This is a genomic window from Colwellia maritima (genome assembly GCF_022669015.1).
GTDB classification, from domain to species: Bacteria; Pseudomonadota; Gammaproteobacteria; order Enterobacterales; family Alteromonadaceae; genus Colwellia; species Colwellia maritima.
Genome location: NZ_JAKKSL010000007.1, coordinates 148,324 through 163,477 on the forward strand (window position 1 = coordinate 148,324; position 15,154 = coordinate 163,477).

The following is a 15,154-nucleotide window of genomic DNA, read 5'->3' on the forward strand; positions in this document are numbered from 1 at the left end:
ACCCTTAACAATTAACCTTTAACGTTAACCACTTGTCGAAGTCTAAAAAGAACCTCAACAAGATCGGATTGTGCATCCATTACCGCACCAATATCTTTATAGGCCGCCGGACTTTCATCTAAGACCTCTGCATCTAATCGAGCCTCAATACCATTCATTGCATGCGCATGTTGCTCTAAAGATATTTCCTTTTTAGCTTGTCCTCTAGACATTACACGACCAAGACCATGCGAACAGCTACAAAAAGATTGTTCGTTTCCAAGACCTTTAACAATAAAAGAACCTGTCCCCATAGAACCAGGGATAATACCAAGCTCATCTTTTCTTGCTCGTACAGCGCCTTTGCGAGTCACCCATACATTAGATTTAAAGTGATTCTCTTTAGATATATAGTTATGGTGACAATTAACAGCCATATCAGTGATGGTAAACGCCTTGGTATGCTTATTTAAAGCAAGTAAAACAGATTCCATCATTGACTCTCTATTTTGCAAGGCAAACTCTTGCGCCCACTCAACAGCACCTACATAATCATCAAATACTTCTGTGTTTTCGACTAAATATGACAAATCCTTATCTGCCAAGTAATCACCAATAAAGTATTTTTCCATTTCCAGTTTGGCTTTTTCAATAAAATACATTCCAATTTTATTGCCAACACCACGAGAACCCGAATGAAGCATAACCCAAACGGTATCGTGCTCATCCAAGCAAATTTCTATAAAATGATTACCCGTACCTAATGTACCTAAATGCTGATAAGTGTTAAAAGCTTTTGCCTTTGGATGCTTAGCAATTATTTCGCTATATCTCGGTTCAAGTGATTTCCATCGAGCCTCGTTATTAGCGTTTAATTGAGAAAATGCGCCCCTGTCATTTCTTCCCCCATTATCAGTACGACCATGAGGGATTAAAGATTCAATATCACAACGTAGGGCATGTAAGTTATCAGGAAGATCTTTAGCCGTCAGAGATGTTTGATAGGCCATCATTCCACAACCTATATCAACACCTACAGCCGCAGGAACAATCGCTCCTTTAGTAGCTATAACCGATCCAATAGTTGCTCCCATTCCCCAATGCACATCAGGCATTGCCGCTACGTGCTTATGGATGAACGGCAAAGATGCTATATTATGTAATTGCATACGTGCTTTTTCGTCAAGCAACACTCCTTTTGTCCAGTGCTTAATAGGTGAGCCTTTTGTCTCTTCAAAATTAAACATTTTCATTTGCCTCCTACATTTTTAGTTGTTTTATAATATTACAAAGCATTGATCACGCAAGTCTGGTTATGCTGTCTACCAATGATTTTCCTACTTAAAATAATTATATATACCAATCAATCTTAGGGAGCTTTTCAGCCCATTTGTGTAATGCTAGTGACAACCTTGTATTGATAAAGGATATGAAAAGACACAACAACAGTAAGAATAATTCAAAAACGGCCATCAAAGGCAATAAAACTATCTGTGGCTTTATTAACATGTTGACAATTCCTCAATCAACAACTGCCTAATTGTTTCTTCGTCTTTTCTTGGTACCTCAATCAATAACAGCATCCTATCAAGCGACCACTTAGAGTCGTCGCCTTTTTCGGTAAAGGCTTTAAACTTAACGCTTAGTACTGTTAAGATATCTTTAACTTTACGTTCACTGTGAGGGAATACCTCGACGGTAAACTCATAGCAATCATCACAAGTGATATCGAAAGGCATCATCTCGCCTTGGCACTTAGGGCATATTTCATTAAAATTGTTCATGGCGTTAAAGCTCCTTAAATTCAATTTTATGACTTTTAAAGTCACCGTTACCGCTTGCATGAAGGGAAAGTGTTAAGCCGGTATCGGTTTTCACTTCAGCATAAGAGCCATCGAGAAATAATACTGTCCATGATTCATCCATGTGGTAGTCAAGATAGTCAAGCATGGTGAAATCATTTGTTGACAATTCTTCTTCTGTTTCCCACAAGTAATCGTTCATTGCTTTTCTCTACACCGCGTTAAGTTAAACTTATTATCAGGCATATTAAATATCTCGCCACTTTTCAGTGGTTGGTAGGGTATGCACTTTATTTCACGCAAAAAAAAGCCGACCCATTAGGGGTTCGGCAAAGGTTAGGAACACACGACAATGACAAAATTATTACATACAATAACAGCGAGTGATTTGGTGGAGCGTGTTTTTTTGCGCCTCTAATCTTTGTTTAGAAGTTATTTTTCACTATGGTGTGAAACACACGCCTCTTTTGTCTCAAACACTAATTCTCTTCCTGTCAAAGACAGCTTAATGGACAACCTCTTGGCCAGTTGAACAAATTGATTGTCAACGCCGTTAATCAGCATGTGACCCGCGCATTGTAAGTGCTGTTTTTTATGGCAGACAAAAGAAGGTTGTTCAACTATCTCAGTCATACGACTTGCGCCTAGCCAACCCTTTTGTGTGTCTTTGCGAAAAGGGCAGTCTGCGCAAGGTTTCTTAATGTTAGGTAGTGAAATCATAGTTTTATCTCAGTTGTTTTTAAGGTGATAGATGTTAATCAAGGCGTTATCTCTAAAACGCTTTTCCATTAACACTCATTGACCTTAAAAGTGATTATAAAAACGAGTCCTGGAGGCAAAACCTACCGTTCAACTTGTAGGTGCGAAGCAGGAGGGGACACGCGAGGCAATGAAATGTTTAGGTTAATTGTCTAAGCCGTCTTTTGCCGGGTTAACACACTCTTTTTTGCACTTACCATTGTTTAATACGATGATATTTTGAATGCGTAATTCAAAACCAAGATGATGAACTTTATTTCTACTTACCCACTTTGTTCCTTTGTAAGCAGCCTTTAAATGCACCTGTGTACCTTTTTGGCATAATCGTTGAACAACCTTAGCAATCTCACCAATAGCATGGCATTTAAACCATTCAGTGCGATCTTGGTGATCGCCATTGCCATCCTTATAGCATTCAGTAATTGCAATGCTAAAGTTGGCCACTAGATCACCCGAAGGCATTTTACTCATTGTGGGATCTGACCCCAAATGGCCTATTGCTGTAATCTCAAATAATCCGCGCATAATGATATATAACCTTCTTTGTTTAATGAAATGTTTTTAAGTGGTTATATGGTCGCAGACAATTAAAATCCGGCTACAAAGCGGCTTAAATAGCCCAGTGTAGTTACCTATGTTTACAAGGGTCGAATCGATTTGGGTGACTGATAACAGAGATTTACAATGGCTATGTAAAATTAATAAACGCCGTGCTTTCTTTTGCGGATGTGAAAAAAGATCAGTACTTGTTTAGGTGGATTCATGTCGTTGTGTTGTCGCTTTTGTATTCTTTGTACTTATGCCTGATAGAAATCAATAGTAGCAGCTCAATGGCCGCAATTAAGTTTCCTTCTCCTGTGAAAATATCGCCAGATATTATTTTTATTTGGGTAAAATTCAATTTGTCGTTATAAAATTATGACTCTATATTATTAGCAACAATATGGTTATTGCCTATCGTTAATGCCGGTATATCAAGCATTTTTATCACCTCCACCTTTTTTGTTAATCATTTGAGGCACAAGAACCCCGTCACGCATTCGATAATAACCGTCAGTGATCATAAACGCACAGACAATCACACCAAAACCAAAATAGCTTGAAGAATAACACCAAACAAAAAACTATAATTCCAATTCATGTTTTTTTACCTTACCTCACAATTTCATAGGCATAACCAAGCCTACACCTTCATTGAATTTAACAGCAAACATTTGCCAATCTTCTCGCCATGCGATTTTACATCCAAGAAGCTCTCTAAACTGTCTAGCATACTGACTATTGAAACCAAGATGGCTATTTCCTAATCCTTGGGCAATTGACATCCTCCCTCCACTAAATCAGGCAAGCTGATTATAGTGGGGGATTCCTACTGCTAGACGGCCATGCCCGACCGCGAGAATGTTATTGCCAATATGTTTTATATTGATGGCCGCGTTTATATCACGATCATGAGTGACACCGCACTCGCAAGTCCATTCTCTTATTCGTAATCCTTCCTGACCACGAGGGCCAGTGCGCTTTTTACAGCAACTACAGGTTACGGTGGTGTACGATTCGTTAACTTCTTCAAAAACAATACCTGCGTGAGCGCATTTATATTCCAATAGTGTTTTTAATGTAGACCGGCCACCGTCTAAAACAGACTTTGCCATTTTAGTTTTAACCAGTTTTTGGCTACTAACGTTACCAACGAAAATTGCCGCATTTTCATTCACGAGTTTACGGCTGTATTTGTGCAAGGTATCAGCCCTGCGGTTTTTAATTTTTGCATGAATAGCTTTGATGCGCTGTTTGTTCTTGGCGCGTTGAGCAGTGGCTAGTTTTGCTTCAAGCTTGCGGTACTCACGGCCTTTGATTTTGTGACCTGTGCTGTCCGTTGCCGTTTCTTTGCAACCCAAATCTATGCCGACACTGGCTGTGCCAGTACCTTGTTTAGTTTCAACTTCAACCACAATATTGAAATACCGGCGACCGCTAGCGTCCTCATTGAATGAGCCACTTTTGAACGTGTAATCATCTAACCCGTAGCTATCCCATATTTTGAAATAATGTCGGTTATGGTAAACACAACCTTTCTTGAAGCTAATGCAATCTTTTCTAACAGGAACCCGACCTAGTGAGCGCTTAGAGCCGCCAGATTTACGCCATTCAAGGCGAGATTTTTTAAATTGCTTGCGCCTTATAACGTATTCATGCCCGACCATTTGAACGGTTGCAGAATTAAGTCCAAGCTCTTTATTTGCACCTTTTGTGTAGTTTTGTAGATCGTAACCAGATAGCCATTTTTGGCGCTCTCTGATGCTTCTATAGGCAATCTCGTTGCAATAATTCCACACTTGATTGACAGCATAAGCCATCGCATTAAGCATTTTTATATGCTTATCGCGTACTCGCAATTTCAATGTTTTAGTGTGGATGGTGTTTTTCATAGTAATTAGAGTAACATAAAACAGTTCCCATGTGAATTTATACAGTGCTTTGTTGGTGGGCTATCCATCTCCACCCAAGCAAAGAAATGCTATGAATGGAGAATTTCGCCCAGACCGTTAAATTAATATCTCATTAATTACGGTTTGTGTTGCTTAACCAATGCCTTTGATTTTGTCTAATTGTGAAGACACTAAACGCAACTGCTCATAAAGATAACTTAGTTTTCTTCTTGAGTGCTTGCCGCGTTTAAGTTGGCTTTTTAAGCTTTCTAAGCGAGTTTCTAACGAATGTTCTTGTAAACTAATAGGTGGATGTGACATAAAAGTAATACCTCTTGATTGCTCAATTAATTAACTTAAATGCAGTATCTCATTAAGAATTATTTCGGCTACAAAGCAGGTATAGACAAAAGCTCAACACGAACAACCAGTGCCTAATACCCCTTGCTTTTACTTATATTAAAGATAATTGCTCACCTGATATATCACGGTTTTCAATGTCATTGAATGTCGACATGACCTTTGAAAAACTCTTCGCCATACTCACGTTTGATCATGCGATCAAGTAACGGGTTTTTCTTTGCTTGACTTATGATCCCATGCACAACTTCGTCGCCATCGTGCATTTCAAAGCACGTACATAAATCACGTTCACCAAGGTTGTGTTTATCGAACAACTCATAGCTATTTAGCGCTTCTTTAAGCCCTGACACTATCGCAACACAAAAAAAAGCTATACGCGCTTCAAGTCCTGACTGACCTTGCTTACCGATATTTTTTTTAAGTGTTTTAAGTTGTTTGATGACATAAGCCTTATTGTTCATATTACACCCTGTTAGCGTGATGTTGTTTCAGTAGAGACATAATAATTAATCGCCTAATTCTTGCCACAAAGCAGCAACAAGGCTGCATTTATCGGTTGCAGATCTATTTTTTTGAGTGAATAGTGCCTACCACCTTGTATCCTTTACGCTCCCAAGGGCCACATACCACATCCCTATCGAAATCCCACTCTTCTGAAATAGGGCAATAAACGAACTTAGCGTATTTTTCACTATATCGAACGACGCATTGATGAACGGAATTATCAATGAGGCGCTTAGAAACAATATCCCCCTCATAAATACTATTGCCGCTACAATCCTTTTCTCCAATGAATTGACCAAGAGTTTTCCTATCAACCTCTATTTGTTCACCATCACCAAAAATAATACAGGGCGCATCGCAGCCACTTTCGATATATTGACCTTGAACGAAATCACCGACTTTAATGTTGTTATGAATATCATTAACAATCGCTTTTGCTCTAAATTTTATTTCTCGCATTTCAAATCAACTCGTTGTGTGTTTTAGTGAACACATCATAACCAAGAAATTAAGCCTCGCCACAAAGCAATCCTTGTCAGTTGAATTCCTTTTGACTAATGAACATACCCGTACATTGACCATGTTTCTTTATTTGCGTGAATTGGCGCACAAGCACCTGTTTTTAGGCTCAACGATACACCTTGGTAATCTACCTTTCCGTATCGAATTAACTGCCATAAAAATTGAATGGAATGTGAGGCAATCATGTCATTAATACCAAAACACTGTTTATTAATTGCATCTAAGGCGCTACAAGAATCTTTGTTGTTATCAACATGGTTTTCTATTTGTTCTTTATAAAGATCGACAACCGATGGTAGGTAAGTTAATTCCTTATCCACACGCGCTGACATTCCCATAATGACATTGCCGCTATCTTTGTCGTTACAAGACATCTATCCAAAGGCAATTATCAGTAGTGGTAAAGGCATTGTGAATGGCTTTTCGTCCAAAGAACATTATCTACGCAACCAAAGACCACCACACCATTGTAACTATGCTCCAGTGAATCTTTATCGAAGCGTTCATTGTGATAGCTCCAGTTCACACTACCAAAAGCGTTGAACCGTTCAACAAGGCACTGTGCTTTGGGTCTATGTAAATCGAACGGGTAGAAAGCTTGCCTCCCAATGTTACTCTGTGACACGACATCATCATCATAAACAGTGACACGCAAACCGTTCCCTGAAAGTGCAACCAACGTATTGTGCAGTTGAAACAACTTACCTAGCAGCGCACTACCTGTGCCGCCAAGACCAACAACCACCACTTTTAATGATTGAGTTCCTTGAGTGGCAAATTTAGTTAAAAAATCAGGGCTAATTATCGTGGTCATGTTATTTTTCCATCGCATTGATTATGTCAGACAGCGTGTGTTTCATAGGGGTTAAGTCGGCTTTTTTCGGGCGCTCATTACGTTTTGCAAAGTCCTGCCAAATGGTCAAATGCTCTTTGTTGGTGATTGTGTCTCCGTGTTTTTTAGAAAATGTATGCGCTTGGTTAGTGTGTGTAAATACACTATCGAAAATGGCATTTTCTGTGCCTGAAATCATTTCGGTTGCTTCCATTAATCCAACGGGAACAGTGGCACTACCAAGACAAAACGCGCCTTGTTCGCCCGTATTAAAAAGCGGTGCATGATAAAGTTTGGTTTCAGGGGTAGGGCGTTGATTGCCCGTACAAGCAAAAACACGGGTAGTACTGGCGTTTTTACTACGAATAAAAATCAAGGTGGGTAATTTAGCGCAAACCTCAATACTTGGGTAATTATCAAACCTAAACCATAGCGAGGTATTGGTTGTGTCTGCCTGACGATACCAAACAAGGTGACTATCGTTTTCAAAAATAATGCGACTGTCTATCCGACCTGATACAACACGTTTTTTCTCAACTAAGGTGTTTACCAACTGGGCTGCATCAGTGGGGTCAATAGGGTGACCTACACCGATTTTTCCATCAGTAATATCATGGTGTGCAACAATGCACTCGTCATTAACTTGCGAGAACGTCAAAGCGATAGATGAAGTAATCTTGAATTGGCCGGTACGCTTACCGCTGAAATACCTGTTTGTGAAAGCATGGTGTTTTTCCTGTCACTAAATAATAGAGCTAGGATCACACGTTTTCATTATCTCGCAACGAATCGGATTCTCGCAACGAATCGGATATAGCGGTAATGGCAACAAATGTAATCGTTAACGCTAATATCATTTCTTGTAGATGATCTAGCCAATCATCACAGCTTACATCGATGCTATACGCCTCACAGTCCTCTCCTGCATTGCAAAAATGCTCAAATTGTTTCTGACTGATAGAGTCGAGTACGCTTTCTTCTACGCTGTTTTTCAAAACAAACGCAAGATTACTAATATTATCTTCATCAAGTTCAAGACTAAAAGGAATATGACCATTTAAGTGAGTTTTACAAGCTTCGCGTAAAGCCCTAATTTGCATCCCAACATTGTTGGTAGGGCATTCATCAAAAGTGTAGGGTTCTTTCAATATACAGTGCAGTTGATTCGTTCTGTGGTTAACGTTAACCTGCCCCTTTAATTCTGTGAGTAACCATGCCTTATATTCGTCGGGTTCAACTTCTTCACCACAAAAAGCCATGTCTTCAATTTCATCAATACACTCTATTAGATTTTTAGTACAGGGTAATTCTCTGTGTTTATCTACCACAAGTGCTACTTGTTCGGTGGCGTATTTTTAAGCTCGACTAATAACTTTTCGGCTGCTGTTATTTGGATTTCTTGGGTTGCTGACCATTGCTCTGGATATGATAAATGCACGACATTTTCTTGCCAAATGCCTCCGTATATTACCGTATAATCTAAAAGCGCTTTGTAAGCTGCTTGTAGTTTTTTATCTTTGATGGCAAAAAGCTCAGTATCAACATGACAAAAAAAATCGGTATTGGTCAGTTTTAAATCACACGCTTGACCACTATGGTTTTGTTCAATACTCAGATTGTAAAACCCGTATTTCTCATTGATTTGTGAAAGTATGCTATCAATACCCTCTACATCTTTTAGTGCCGTTTTGGTGTGGTCGTTAATTGTGATTAACAGGTTTTGCATGGCGTTATTGATAAAGTCATTCCATGACAGCTCAATGAGATCACAATCCTCTGATTTAAGTGCATTCGTTAGTGTTTTAGCTTTTTCAGCATCAGCTAAACCTTTAGCTAAGAATGATTCAATAATCACACCGCTTTCTTTGATTTGGCGAGTAAAATGTAACTGTCGGGATTTGGCGATTGCGGCTTTTGCATTGTCAATCAGTGACGATTCGATATTCACTGATTGACCTCTTAATGCAAATAAAGCTAGAGAATGGGTGGGGCAATGTGGCTGATTGAGCGCGATGTTGGCTTTAGCTGTTGGATTGAACGGCAAAAACGCGTTAGTCGCTCTTTCTTGATTCCCTTGTATTCGCATGGTGGACTCTCTGTACTTGCTTCATTAGATAGGGATAATTCTATCGCCTGAGACATATCACGCCACAAAGTAGAACTACCCATTGGCTTTCATTGGCGGTAAAACCAACTCATACGTTAAGCTGCCATCATCTTCGATTTGAGCATCAGACTCTAAAATCGTTGTCCAACGAAATTGCGGAAAATTCATCGCCAATTGCTTTACGTTAGCTTCAAGGTTTTGATCGGGTAAAGGTGCATCAATTGTTCTTGCGCCCACTTTAAATTGTATTTTAGCCATGACAACTCTCCTTATAGTGAATCTAATTCTTTTTCCCAGCCTATGCTCTACCACCTGTGGTTCTTCTTCAACCTCAGTAACGGCTTTTGGCTTGCTCTGTGATTTAGTTTTCTTGCTAGACTTTACGGCTGTCTTTTCTTGTGGTTTTTTTGCCGTGCTTGTCACGTTGTCTGTCGCTTGCTCAACAAGGGCTGATACGTCCATCGCTGATAACACTTTAGCGCCCGCACAAAAACTTTCACTGACATTAACAAGTGTTTGTTCGATAGCGGCTTCAAGCCCCTCACCTGTATCAACCGCTAATAATGGAGAGACTAACGCGCTTCTAAGGGCATAAAACCGATCAAGTTCATCGTTGTTTTTGTTATCAACGATTGCATTGGCTTCGTTGCTCCCAACAGGTAAGAGAAAGGTTAATACTGCGGCTGACGTACCGTTAGGCATTGGTTTGATGTTGATATTACAACCTGAAAACTGACCTTTTTTTATAATTTCTTCGATAGATGAAAACATGAAATAACTCCGTAATAAATGTAACGCTATTGTGTGATAAAAGAGAAGTGGCGCAACAAAGCTGCGCCTGAACAGTTTAAGCTTTTGGCAATAATGCTTGGTAGCCCATAGGCGCAAAATTAGACCAATCAAACGGGGTTTCTAAGATAGCTGTTAGTAGCACATCTTTTTTGCCTTTGCTTAACTTGGTGAATGAATCAGGGGTTTGTTTTTCCATCGCTTCACTAAAGCCACTTAACTTACATACTGAAATCAACTGTGCGGTTGTATAATTTTTCAATACATCTTTAGTCGGTGTCCATTGCGCGATAAGCTCACCTAATCCCTCTGGCTCAACACAAGCGCTATGGGCAAGTAAATTACTTGCGCCTTTGATGTCACCACCACCAAAGCTTTCTGATTTGATAGCCGCAAATAACACAATACCATCGATCATATTGGTTAGTTCTTCTTCGCTTTTCTTCATTAGTTTTGCAACAGAGGTATCGATGTTTGAGATCAGTTTATATGAGGTAAACTTCATTAAAGACACAACTTGTAACGCTAATGAGAATTTCTTATTGTCTTGAAGCTGACGACCAAGAATGTGACGTAATTCTTTTGTATGCGCTTCAACGGCAGGGTTAGATATTTTGCCTGTAGCAACGACTTTTTTAGCTTGCGCTTTTTCAGTGTTTTTTACTGGGTTCGCGCTCTCGCCATTGCCAGTATCATTGGCTGACACTGTGTTTTCTTGTACTGGCGTGGTTTCTACTGGCGCTTGGCTTGCTGTTATGTGAGCTTTAGCGCATTTAGTAAAACACTTGATGTTAATGCACTGACTTTCTGCGATACGACCAAGCACTGCCCGTTATACTATCGTCCATAATGGCTACGCGGTCGGTACACGCTTCACAGCTTTCATTGTATTGTGTTTCACCAACAACGGTAGCTGATACTGTTTTTCTATCGGCTTTGTTTGTTTCTGTTAGTAACAACACTGTACCAAAGCGTTCTTGAGCTTCACTAAGCTGCACTTCCATATATGCTTTATTCTTAGCCTTAAAACACGTATTGTTAGAGCATTTAGCATCAACATCACCATTGTCAAATAAACCGCTTTGGCGCACTGAGTTATGAGGACAGGTATTACACTCGGTTAAATCAAATTTTGCAATGGATAACGGGATCTGAACTTGATTAGCTTTAGCCTTGGTTTCCTTTACTGTCCACTTTTCCTTGATAACCTTTGATAATGTATTGTTTTGAATAGTTTCATTGAACACACTCAATGTCAGGGCGTGACCACTTTAATCACACCATCATCAAGCGCATCTAATACATCAGGTGTACAGGTTAACAACTCTAATCGGGAGCTTAGTTTACTCACTTCCCAACCAAGTGCTTGAGCGGCTGATTGGCGGTCGCCATGATGCAAGCTGATATAGCGTTTCGCAAATTCAACTTCGTCAACTATCGTTACGTCTTCGCGGTCTTGGTTTTCAGCTAAATGTATCTCTAAAGCAGTCTGATCGTCAACAACACGAATAAGCACAGGTACTTCATCTAAGCCAATAGCCAGAGCCGCATCTCGTCTACCATAGCCACCAAGTAACTCTAACTGGCTTTCATTACCCTCAATAGGTCTAGCAACAACAGGTTGAATAATTCCTTGTGCTTTAATTTTTGCTTTGAATTCTTCAAAATTACGTCTTTTGCGACGAATGTTGCCGCCTAATGCCATATCAATTAATGCGCTAGGTGTAACAGAAATTAAAGCATTGTCTTGAAGTTGGTTAAACATAATACTTCTCACTTGTTAGATAGTTTGTTGGTTAAGTGGTTCTATTAAAACGCGTTAACAAAATGACGCAACAAAGTGGTTTTGTTGGTGTGAACAACCTAACGGATGCAGGTTTACTTTTCACTTTGGTTTTATATTATGGGGGTGATTATGGCCATTTGCTTTTGCCTAGCCCGTTCTTGATGTGCTTTCTTTTCTCAATTGAAATAAAATCAAAGCTCGTCACTTAATTATAAACAGGGTAGAACAGTAAATTATGCTTTGCTAATGCTATTTCTATAGCTTTTGTTTCAACGTAAATATTACTTAATATACTTGCCATATAGTTAGCCCTATTATTCAATCAGATTTGTTGGGAGCACAGATTCGGTCACATGATGCTCTACAACACTTAAAATCTGTTCAGTTTTCTGAAAATGCCGTATACTGTAATTATATACAGTTGCATTTGAGGTGTGATCATGCAAGTTCTTCCTATTTATTGTGATTGCGGCATCACTGGCTTTGAATCGCTTGACAGCAGAATACCGTGAAATGGGTTTGTCTCTTGATGAACTATTAATAAGTAATCCCAACGCTACTTTCGTCGGTTTAGCCTCTGGTGATTCTATGCAAAAGGTTGGTATTTTTTCTGGTGACTTATTGATAGTTGATAGGGCTAAAGATGTTAAAAATGGCTCGGTAATCGTGGCAAATTTCAACGGTAACTTTATTTGTAAAATACTTGATAAAAAGAATAATTGTTTATTATCAGCGTCAGATGATCATCAACCTGTTTATATTTCGGAAAGTGATATTTTTCAGTTAGAGGGTAAGGTGACTTATAACGTCAGAAAGTTTGATGAAACCTTTAATTTATTGGCATTTAATAAATGATAATGCAAGGTTTGACCGATGCTAGCGGCTGTTTTGCTAGTATTGAAAAAGTTAATGATCCTAGTATTCGTTTTAGGCCAGTGGTTGTTTTAAGTAACAATGACGGCTGCATAGTCGCTATTTGTCCTATTGCTAAAAAACTAGGTATTCCTAAGTTTCAACCCTATTTTAAAGTTAAGTGGTTGCTACAAAAACATAAGGTAGTTATACGCTCTAGCAACTATGAATTATATGGTGATATCAGCGATAAAATGATGGCTGTGATTGCACGTTTTAGTGATAACACCTACCAGTATTCTATCGATGAAGCGTTTTCAAAGTTTGTAAATTATGAAGGCATTATCAAAGATTGGTACAAGTACGGTCATGAAATAAGACGTGCTGTTTGGCGTGAAACAAGAATGCCTGTAGGTGTGGGCTTTGGTCATACACTAACACTTGCTAAAGCTGCTAACCATGCGAGTAAAAAATTACCTGACAGTGATGGAGTAGCGGTAATTGATGATGACTATTCACGAAAACATATTCTCGAACAAATGAAGCTCGATGACATTTGGGGTATAGGCCGTAAACTAGGTCAAAAGTTAAGCTTGTTAGGACTTAAAACTGGTTATGATTTAGCCAATCGTTCACCTAAATCTATGCGGCAGCAATTCGGTGTTACTGTAGAGCGAACCGTCGAAGAATTAAACGGGGTTAAGTGCTTATCTTGGGATGATGTGAAATCACCCAAAAAAGAAATATTTTCGACTCGTTCACATGGTCAAAGAATAGTTAATTATCATGACTTACGTAAAGCGTTAACCTCTCATGCTGTTAAGGTCTGTAATAAAGTAAGACTGCAACACTCGCTAATTAAGAAGCTCTATATTTTTGCTTCTAGCTCACCTCACGATGAAAGATATGTTAAAAAAGGCATTATGTATGATTTTCCTTTAGCAACCGACAATGTTTGCTTTGTGGCTTCTGCCATTGAACAAGTACTACATGCGTTGTACGTGGAAGGATTGCCTTATTATCGTTGTGGGGTTGGTGCTATTGAGCTAGAAAGTCGAGACTTTCAGCAGCAAGACTTATTTTTATCTCGTGAAAACCCTGCGTTGATGAATTGCTACAGTCAGATAAATCAAAAGTTTGGTCGAGGTTCATTACAACTTGGCAGTGAATCAAGACAAGAAAAATGGGCTATGCGAAGAGAATTTTTATCTCCCCGTTGGACTACAAGATGGTCAGATATTCCTAAAATCTTTTGTTGAAAAAGCTGATGATTGCAGCGACAATAATTGTTAATGCCGGTTATCAAAATCATGATGTTTCAGACCTCGATGATTATGAGAAAAACGAGCTTAAAAAAATCAATAACCTTGATGGTATTTCGCTACAAGGTTTATAGAGGGAAATGAAAATGGATGAACACCCTGATGTAATCGCTTCAAAGCTCAACAGAGCAAAAGCGATTGAAATAATTCCTATCAAATTAAAAACTCAGGAAGAAAAACTGTTTGATAAAGTAAAAAAAGCAAAAGAAACTTAACAGAACAACTAGTTAACTTGTATGAATTTATGGGGAAGATATCAACAAGCTTTAGTCATCTAACGCCATGTAAAAAAGGGTGTTCTTACTGTTGTGAGATCAGAGTTGATGTATCTGAAATAGAGTTGTCATTGATAAAATCAAAAGCCAAAAAAGCATATAACAACGCAACAAAAGACCTTGTGATAGGTGAGCCTTGTCCTTTTCTAAAAAATAACTCGTGTTCAGTTTACGAAGTAAGGCCATTTTTATGTCGAAGACATCAAGTGTTCACCCCAACTAATGATTTATGCGTTAATAACGATGATCTTGGTCAAGAACTGCTTTCGTTTAGTGAAGTTGAGCGTTCTTATATTCATATTTTATCAAAAAGTAATTTTGAAAAGCCGAAGGATATTAGAGAGTATTTCCAGAGCGATAATAATGTTATTTAACACAGGGGGAATTGAAAGTGGAAGAAGTAATATACAAGGAAGTAGATCTCGATGAAAAAATTGGCACTCCTGAACAGGTGGTTCTTTATATGAAAAAACACAAAATTAACTAGAGGGAATATGGATGGAACTAAAACCAGATAAAAGTAAGCTAGAAAAGCAAATGATAAATATTATAGAAAGAATATTTCATTCATATTACTTAAATCTTGACGGGGTTCATTATTCAGTTGTTGAACTTAAAGAAAAAATCAGCAACTTAACAAGTGTTCAAAAAAACAACATTATTCTTAAGAGTGTTAGCCTGAAAAGCTGCCCTCCTAGTGAAGTAACTATTGAAAAAATTAGATATTACATTGGTAACTATCTTAAATAAAAACGCAGGGAAAATATGGAAGACGATAAAGAACCAATTTGGGGTTACATTTACCATCACTGCATGATTAGTTAGTAAAA

24 protein-coding genes and 1 pseudogene are annotated in these 15,154 nt (G+C 38.6%); 6 read left to right on the plus strand and 19 right to left on the minus strand.

What is annotated here, in order from left to right; genetic code table 11:
• Positions 1-11: 11 nt before the first annotated feature.
• The 19 genes from L3081_RS24935 to L3081_RS25025 form a co-directional block, all read right to left on the minus strand.
• Positions 12-1,232: an RtcB family protein gene (locus tag L3081_RS24935; RefSeq protein WP_274620751.1), complete on the minus strand. Its 1,221-nt coding sequence runs from the start codon at positions 1,230-1,232 to the stop codon at positions 12-14.
• Positions 1,233-1,481: 249 nt separating this feature from the next.
• A complete protein-coding gene (locus tag L3081_RS24940; protein ID WP_242289259.1) occupies positions 1,482-1,763 on the minus strand; it encodes a hypothetical protein in 282 nt (93 codons plus the stop codon).
• Between the two features lie 4 nt (positions 1,764-1,767).
• Positions 1,768-1,983: a hypothetical protein gene (locus L3081_RS24945; protein WP_242289261.1), complete on the minus strand. Its 216-nt coding sequence runs from the start codon at positions 1,981-1,983 to the stop codon at positions 1,768-1,770.
• 230 nt (positions 1,984-2,213) lie between these two features.
• Positions 2,214-2,501 (minus strand): hypothetical protein, encoded by a 288-nt coding sequence (locus L3081_RS24950; protein WP_242289263.1) that lies wholly within the window; start codon positions 2,499-2,501, stop codon positions 2,214-2,216.
• A gap of 183 nt (positions 2,502-2,684) precedes the next feature.
• Complete coding sequence (gene ssb / locus L3081_RS24955; RefSeq protein WP_242289266.1) at positions 2,685-3,065, minus strand: single-stranded DNA-binding protein; 381 nt, start codon at positions 3,063-3,065, stop codon at positions 2,685-2,687.
• A 632-nt stretch (positions 3,066-3,697) separates the two neighbouring features.
• Positions 3,698-3,865, minus strand: coding sequence for a hypothetical protein (locus tag L3081_RS24960; RefSeq protein ID WP_242289268.1), 168 nt, complete (start codon positions 3,863-3,865; stop codon positions 3,698-3,700).
• 15 nt (positions 3,866-3,880) lie between these two features.
• Entirely contained in the window at positions 3,881-4,972 is a 1,092-nt protein-coding gene (locus L3081_RS24965; RefSeq protein ID WP_242289270.1) for an RNA-guided endonuclease InsQ/TnpB family protein, read from the minus strand.
• 153 nt (positions 4,973-5,125) lie between these two features.
• Positions 5,126-5,293 carry a hypothetical protein gene (locus tag L3081_RS24970; protein ID WP_242289272.1) on the minus strand — a complete coding sequence of 56 codons (168 nt, stop codon included), beginning with the start codon at positions 5,291-5,293 and terminating at the stop codon, positions 5,126-5,128.
• A gap of 179 nt (positions 5,294-5,472) precedes the next feature.
• Positions 5,473-5,796: a hypothetical protein gene (locus L3081_RS24975; protein ID WP_242289274.1), complete on the minus strand. Its 324-nt coding sequence runs from the start codon at positions 5,794-5,796 to the stop codon at positions 5,473-5,475.
• Between the two features lie 103 nt (positions 5,797-5,899).
• Entirely contained in the window at positions 5,900-6,298 is a 399-nt protein-coding gene (locus L3081_RS24980; protein WP_242289276.1) for a YopX family protein, read from the minus strand.
• A gap of 95 nt (positions 6,299-6,393) precedes the next feature.
• Positions 6,394-6,735 (minus strand): ubiquitin-activating E1 family protein, encoded by a 342-nt coding sequence (locus tag L3081_RS24985; protein ID WP_242289277.1) that lies wholly within the window; start codon positions 6,733-6,735, stop codon positions 6,394-6,396.
• 17 nt (positions 6,736-6,752) lie between these two features.
• Entirely contained in the window at positions 6,753-7,175 is a 423-nt protein-coding gene (locus L3081_RS24990; RefSeq protein WP_242289278.1) for a ThiF family adenylyltransferase, read from the minus strand.
• 1 nt (position 7,176) lies between these two features.
• Complete coding sequence (locus L3081_RS24995; protein WP_242289279.1) at positions 7,177-7,851, minus strand: hypothetical protein; 675 nt, start codon at positions 7,849-7,851, stop codon at positions 7,177-7,179.
• Positions 7,852-7,954: 103 nt separating this feature from the next.
• On the minus strand, positions 7,955-8,521 hold the full coding sequence (locus L3081_RS25000; RefSeq protein WP_242289281.1) for a hypothetical protein: 567 nt from the start codon (positions 8,519-8,521) through the stop codon (positions 7,955-7,957).
• 5 nt (positions 8,522-8,526) lie between these two features.
• Entirely contained in the window at positions 8,527-9,279 is a 753-nt protein-coding gene (locus L3081_RS25005) for a hypothetical protein (RefSeq protein ID WP_242289282.1), read from the minus strand.
• 75 nt (positions 9,280-9,354) lie between these two features.
• Positions 9,355-10,071 carry a hypothetical protein gene (locus L3081_RS25010; RefSeq protein WP_242289283.1) on the minus strand — a complete coding sequence of 239 codons (717 nt, stop codon included), beginning with the start codon at positions 10,069-10,071 and terminating at the stop codon, positions 9,355-9,357.
• A 76-nt stretch (positions 10,072-10,147) separates the two neighbouring features.
• The gene (locus L3081_RS25015) at positions 10,148-10,915 is read right to left on the minus strand and encodes a hypothetical protein (protein ID WP_242289284.1); all 768 of its coding nucleotides are present in this window, start codon (positions 10,913-10,915) and stop codon (positions 10,148-10,150) included.
• A complete protein-coding gene (locus L3081_RS25020; protein WP_242289285.1) occupies positions 10,881-11,336 on the minus strand; it encodes a hypothetical protein in 456 nt (151 codons plus the stop codon). The genes L3081_RS25015 and L3081_RS25020 overlap by 35 nt, the downstream gene beginning before the upstream one ends.
• An 8-nt stretch (positions 11,337-11,344) precedes the next feature.
• Positions 11,345-11,854, minus strand: a complete 510-nt coding sequence (locus L3081_RS25025) for a ParB/RepB/Spo0J family partition protein (RefSeq protein WP_242289286.1) — start codon at positions 11,852-11,854, stop codon at positions 11,345-11,347.
• Between the two features lie 461 nt (positions 11,855-12,315).
• Here L3081_RS25025 and L3081_RS25030 point away from each other — a divergent pair.
• From L3081_RS25030 to L3081_RS25045, 6 genes and pseudogenes are all read left to right on the plus strand, one after another.
• Positions 12,316-12,730: pseudogene (locus tag L3081_RS25030) on the plus strand (LexA family protein).
• A gap of 2 nt (positions 12,731-12,732) precedes the next feature.
• Entirely contained in the window at positions 12,733-13,986 is a 1,254-nt protein-coding gene (locus tag L3081_RS25035) for a Y-family DNA polymerase (RefSeq protein WP_242289504.1), read from the plus strand.
• A gap of 8 nt (positions 13,987-13,994) precedes the next feature.
• Positions 13,995-14,123, plus strand: a complete 129-nt coding sequence (locus L3081_RS27590; RefSeq protein WP_274620752.1) for a hypothetical protein — start codon at positions 13,995-13,997, stop codon at positions 14,121-14,123.
• A gap of 12 nt (positions 14,124-14,135) precedes the next feature.
• The gene (locus L3081_RS27595; protein WP_274620753.1) at positions 14,136-14,264 is read left to right on the plus strand and encodes a hypothetical protein; all 129 of its coding nucleotides are present in this window, start codon (positions 14,136-14,138) and stop codon (positions 14,262-14,264) included.
• Between the two features lie 29 nt (positions 14,265-14,293).
• Positions 14,294-14,698, plus strand: coding sequence for a YkgJ family cysteine cluster protein (locus L3081_RS25040; protein ID WP_242289287.1), 405 nt, complete (start codon positions 14,294-14,296; stop codon positions 14,696-14,698).
• A gap of 124 nt (positions 14,699-14,822) precedes the next feature.
• Positions 14,823-15,074 carry a hypothetical protein gene (locus L3081_RS25045; protein WP_242289288.1) on the plus strand — a complete coding sequence of 84 codons (252 nt, stop codon included), beginning with the start codon at positions 14,823-14,825 and terminating at the stop codon, positions 15,072-15,074.
• The last annotated feature ends 80 nt before the right edge of the window (positions 15,075-15,154 follow it).

Excerpts from the sequence above, each read along its gene's own strand:
- L3081_RS24935 (WP_274620751.1), bottom strand. The coding sequence starts at position 1,232 with ATGAAAATGTTTAATTTTGAAGAGACAAAAGGCTCACCTATTAAGCAC.
- L3081_RS24940 (WP_242289259.1), bottom strand. The coding sequence starts at position 1,763 with ATGAACAATTTTAATGAAATATGCCCTAAGTGCCAAGGCGAGATGATG.
- L3081_RS24945 (WP_242289261.1), bottom strand. The coding sequence starts at position 1,983 with ATGAACGATTACTTGTGGGAAACAGAAGAAGAATTGTCAACAAATGAT.
- L3081_RS24950 (WP_242289263.1), bottom strand. The coding sequence starts at position 2,501 with ATGATTTCACTACCTAACATTAAGAAACCTTGCGCAGACTGCCCTTTT.
- ssb (WP_242289266.1), bottom strand. The coding sequence starts at position 3,065 with ATGCGCGGATTATTTGAGATTACAGCAATAGGCCATTTGGGGTCAGAT.
- L3081_RS24960 (WP_242289268.1), bottom strand. The coding sequence starts at position 3,865 with ATGTCAATTGCCCAAGGATTAGGAAATAGCCATCTTGGTTTCAATAGT.
- L3081_RS24965 (WP_242289270.1), bottom strand. The coding sequence starts at position 4,972 with ATGAAAAACACCATCCACACTAAAACATTGAAATTGCGAGTACGCGAT.
- L3081_RS24970 (WP_242289272.1), bottom strand. The coding sequence starts at position 5,293 with ATGTCACATCCACCTATTAGTTTACAAGAACATTCGTTAGAAACTCGC.
- L3081_RS24975 (WP_242289274.1), bottom strand. The coding sequence starts at position 5,796 with ATGAACAATAAGGCTTATGTCATCAAACAACTTAAAACACTTAAAAAA.
- L3081_RS24980 (WP_242289276.1), bottom strand. The coding sequence starts at position 6,298 with ATGCGAGAAATAAAATTTAGAGCAAAAGCGATTGTTAATGATATTCAT.
- L3081_RS24985 (WP_242289277.1), bottom strand. The coding sequence starts at position 6,735 with ATGTCTTGTAACGACAAAGATAGCGGCAATGTCATTATGGGAATGTCA.
- L3081_RS24990 (WP_242289278.1), bottom strand. The coding sequence starts at position 7,175 with ATGACCACGATAATTAGCCCTGATTTTTTAACTAAATTTGCCACTCAA.
- L3081_RS25005 (WP_242289282.1), bottom strand. The coding sequence starts at position 9,279 with ATGCGAATACAAGGGAATCAAGAAAGAGCGACTAACGCGTTTTTGCCG.
- L3081_RS25010 (WP_242289283.1), bottom strand. The coding sequence starts at position 10,071 with ATGTTTTCATCTATCGAAGAAATTATAAAAAAAGGTCAGTTTTCAGGT.
- L3081_RS25025 (WP_242289286.1), bottom strand. The coding sequence starts at position 11,854 with ATGTTTAACCAACTTCAAGACAATGCTTTAATTTCTGTTACACCTAGC.
- L3081_RS25035 (WP_242289504.1), top strand. The coding sequence starts at position 12,733 with ATGCAAGGTTTGACCGATGCTAGCGGCTGTTTTGCTAGTATTGAAAAA.
- L3081_RS27590 (WP_274620752.1), top strand. The coding sequence starts at position 13,995 with ATGATTGCAGCGACAATAATTGTTAATGCCGGTTATCAAAATCATGAT.
- L3081_RS27595 (WP_274620753.1), top strand. The coding sequence starts at position 14,136 with ATGGATGAACACCCTGATGTAATCGCTTCAAAGCTCAACAGAGCAAAA.
- L3081_RS25040 (WP_242289287.1), top strand. The coding sequence starts at position 14,294 with ATGGGGAAGATATCAACAAGCTTTAGTCATCTAACGCCATGTAAAAAA.
- L3081_RS25045 (WP_242289288.1), top strand. The coding sequence starts at position 14,823 with ATGGAACTAAAACCAGATAAAAGTAAGCTAGAAAAGCAAATGATAAAT.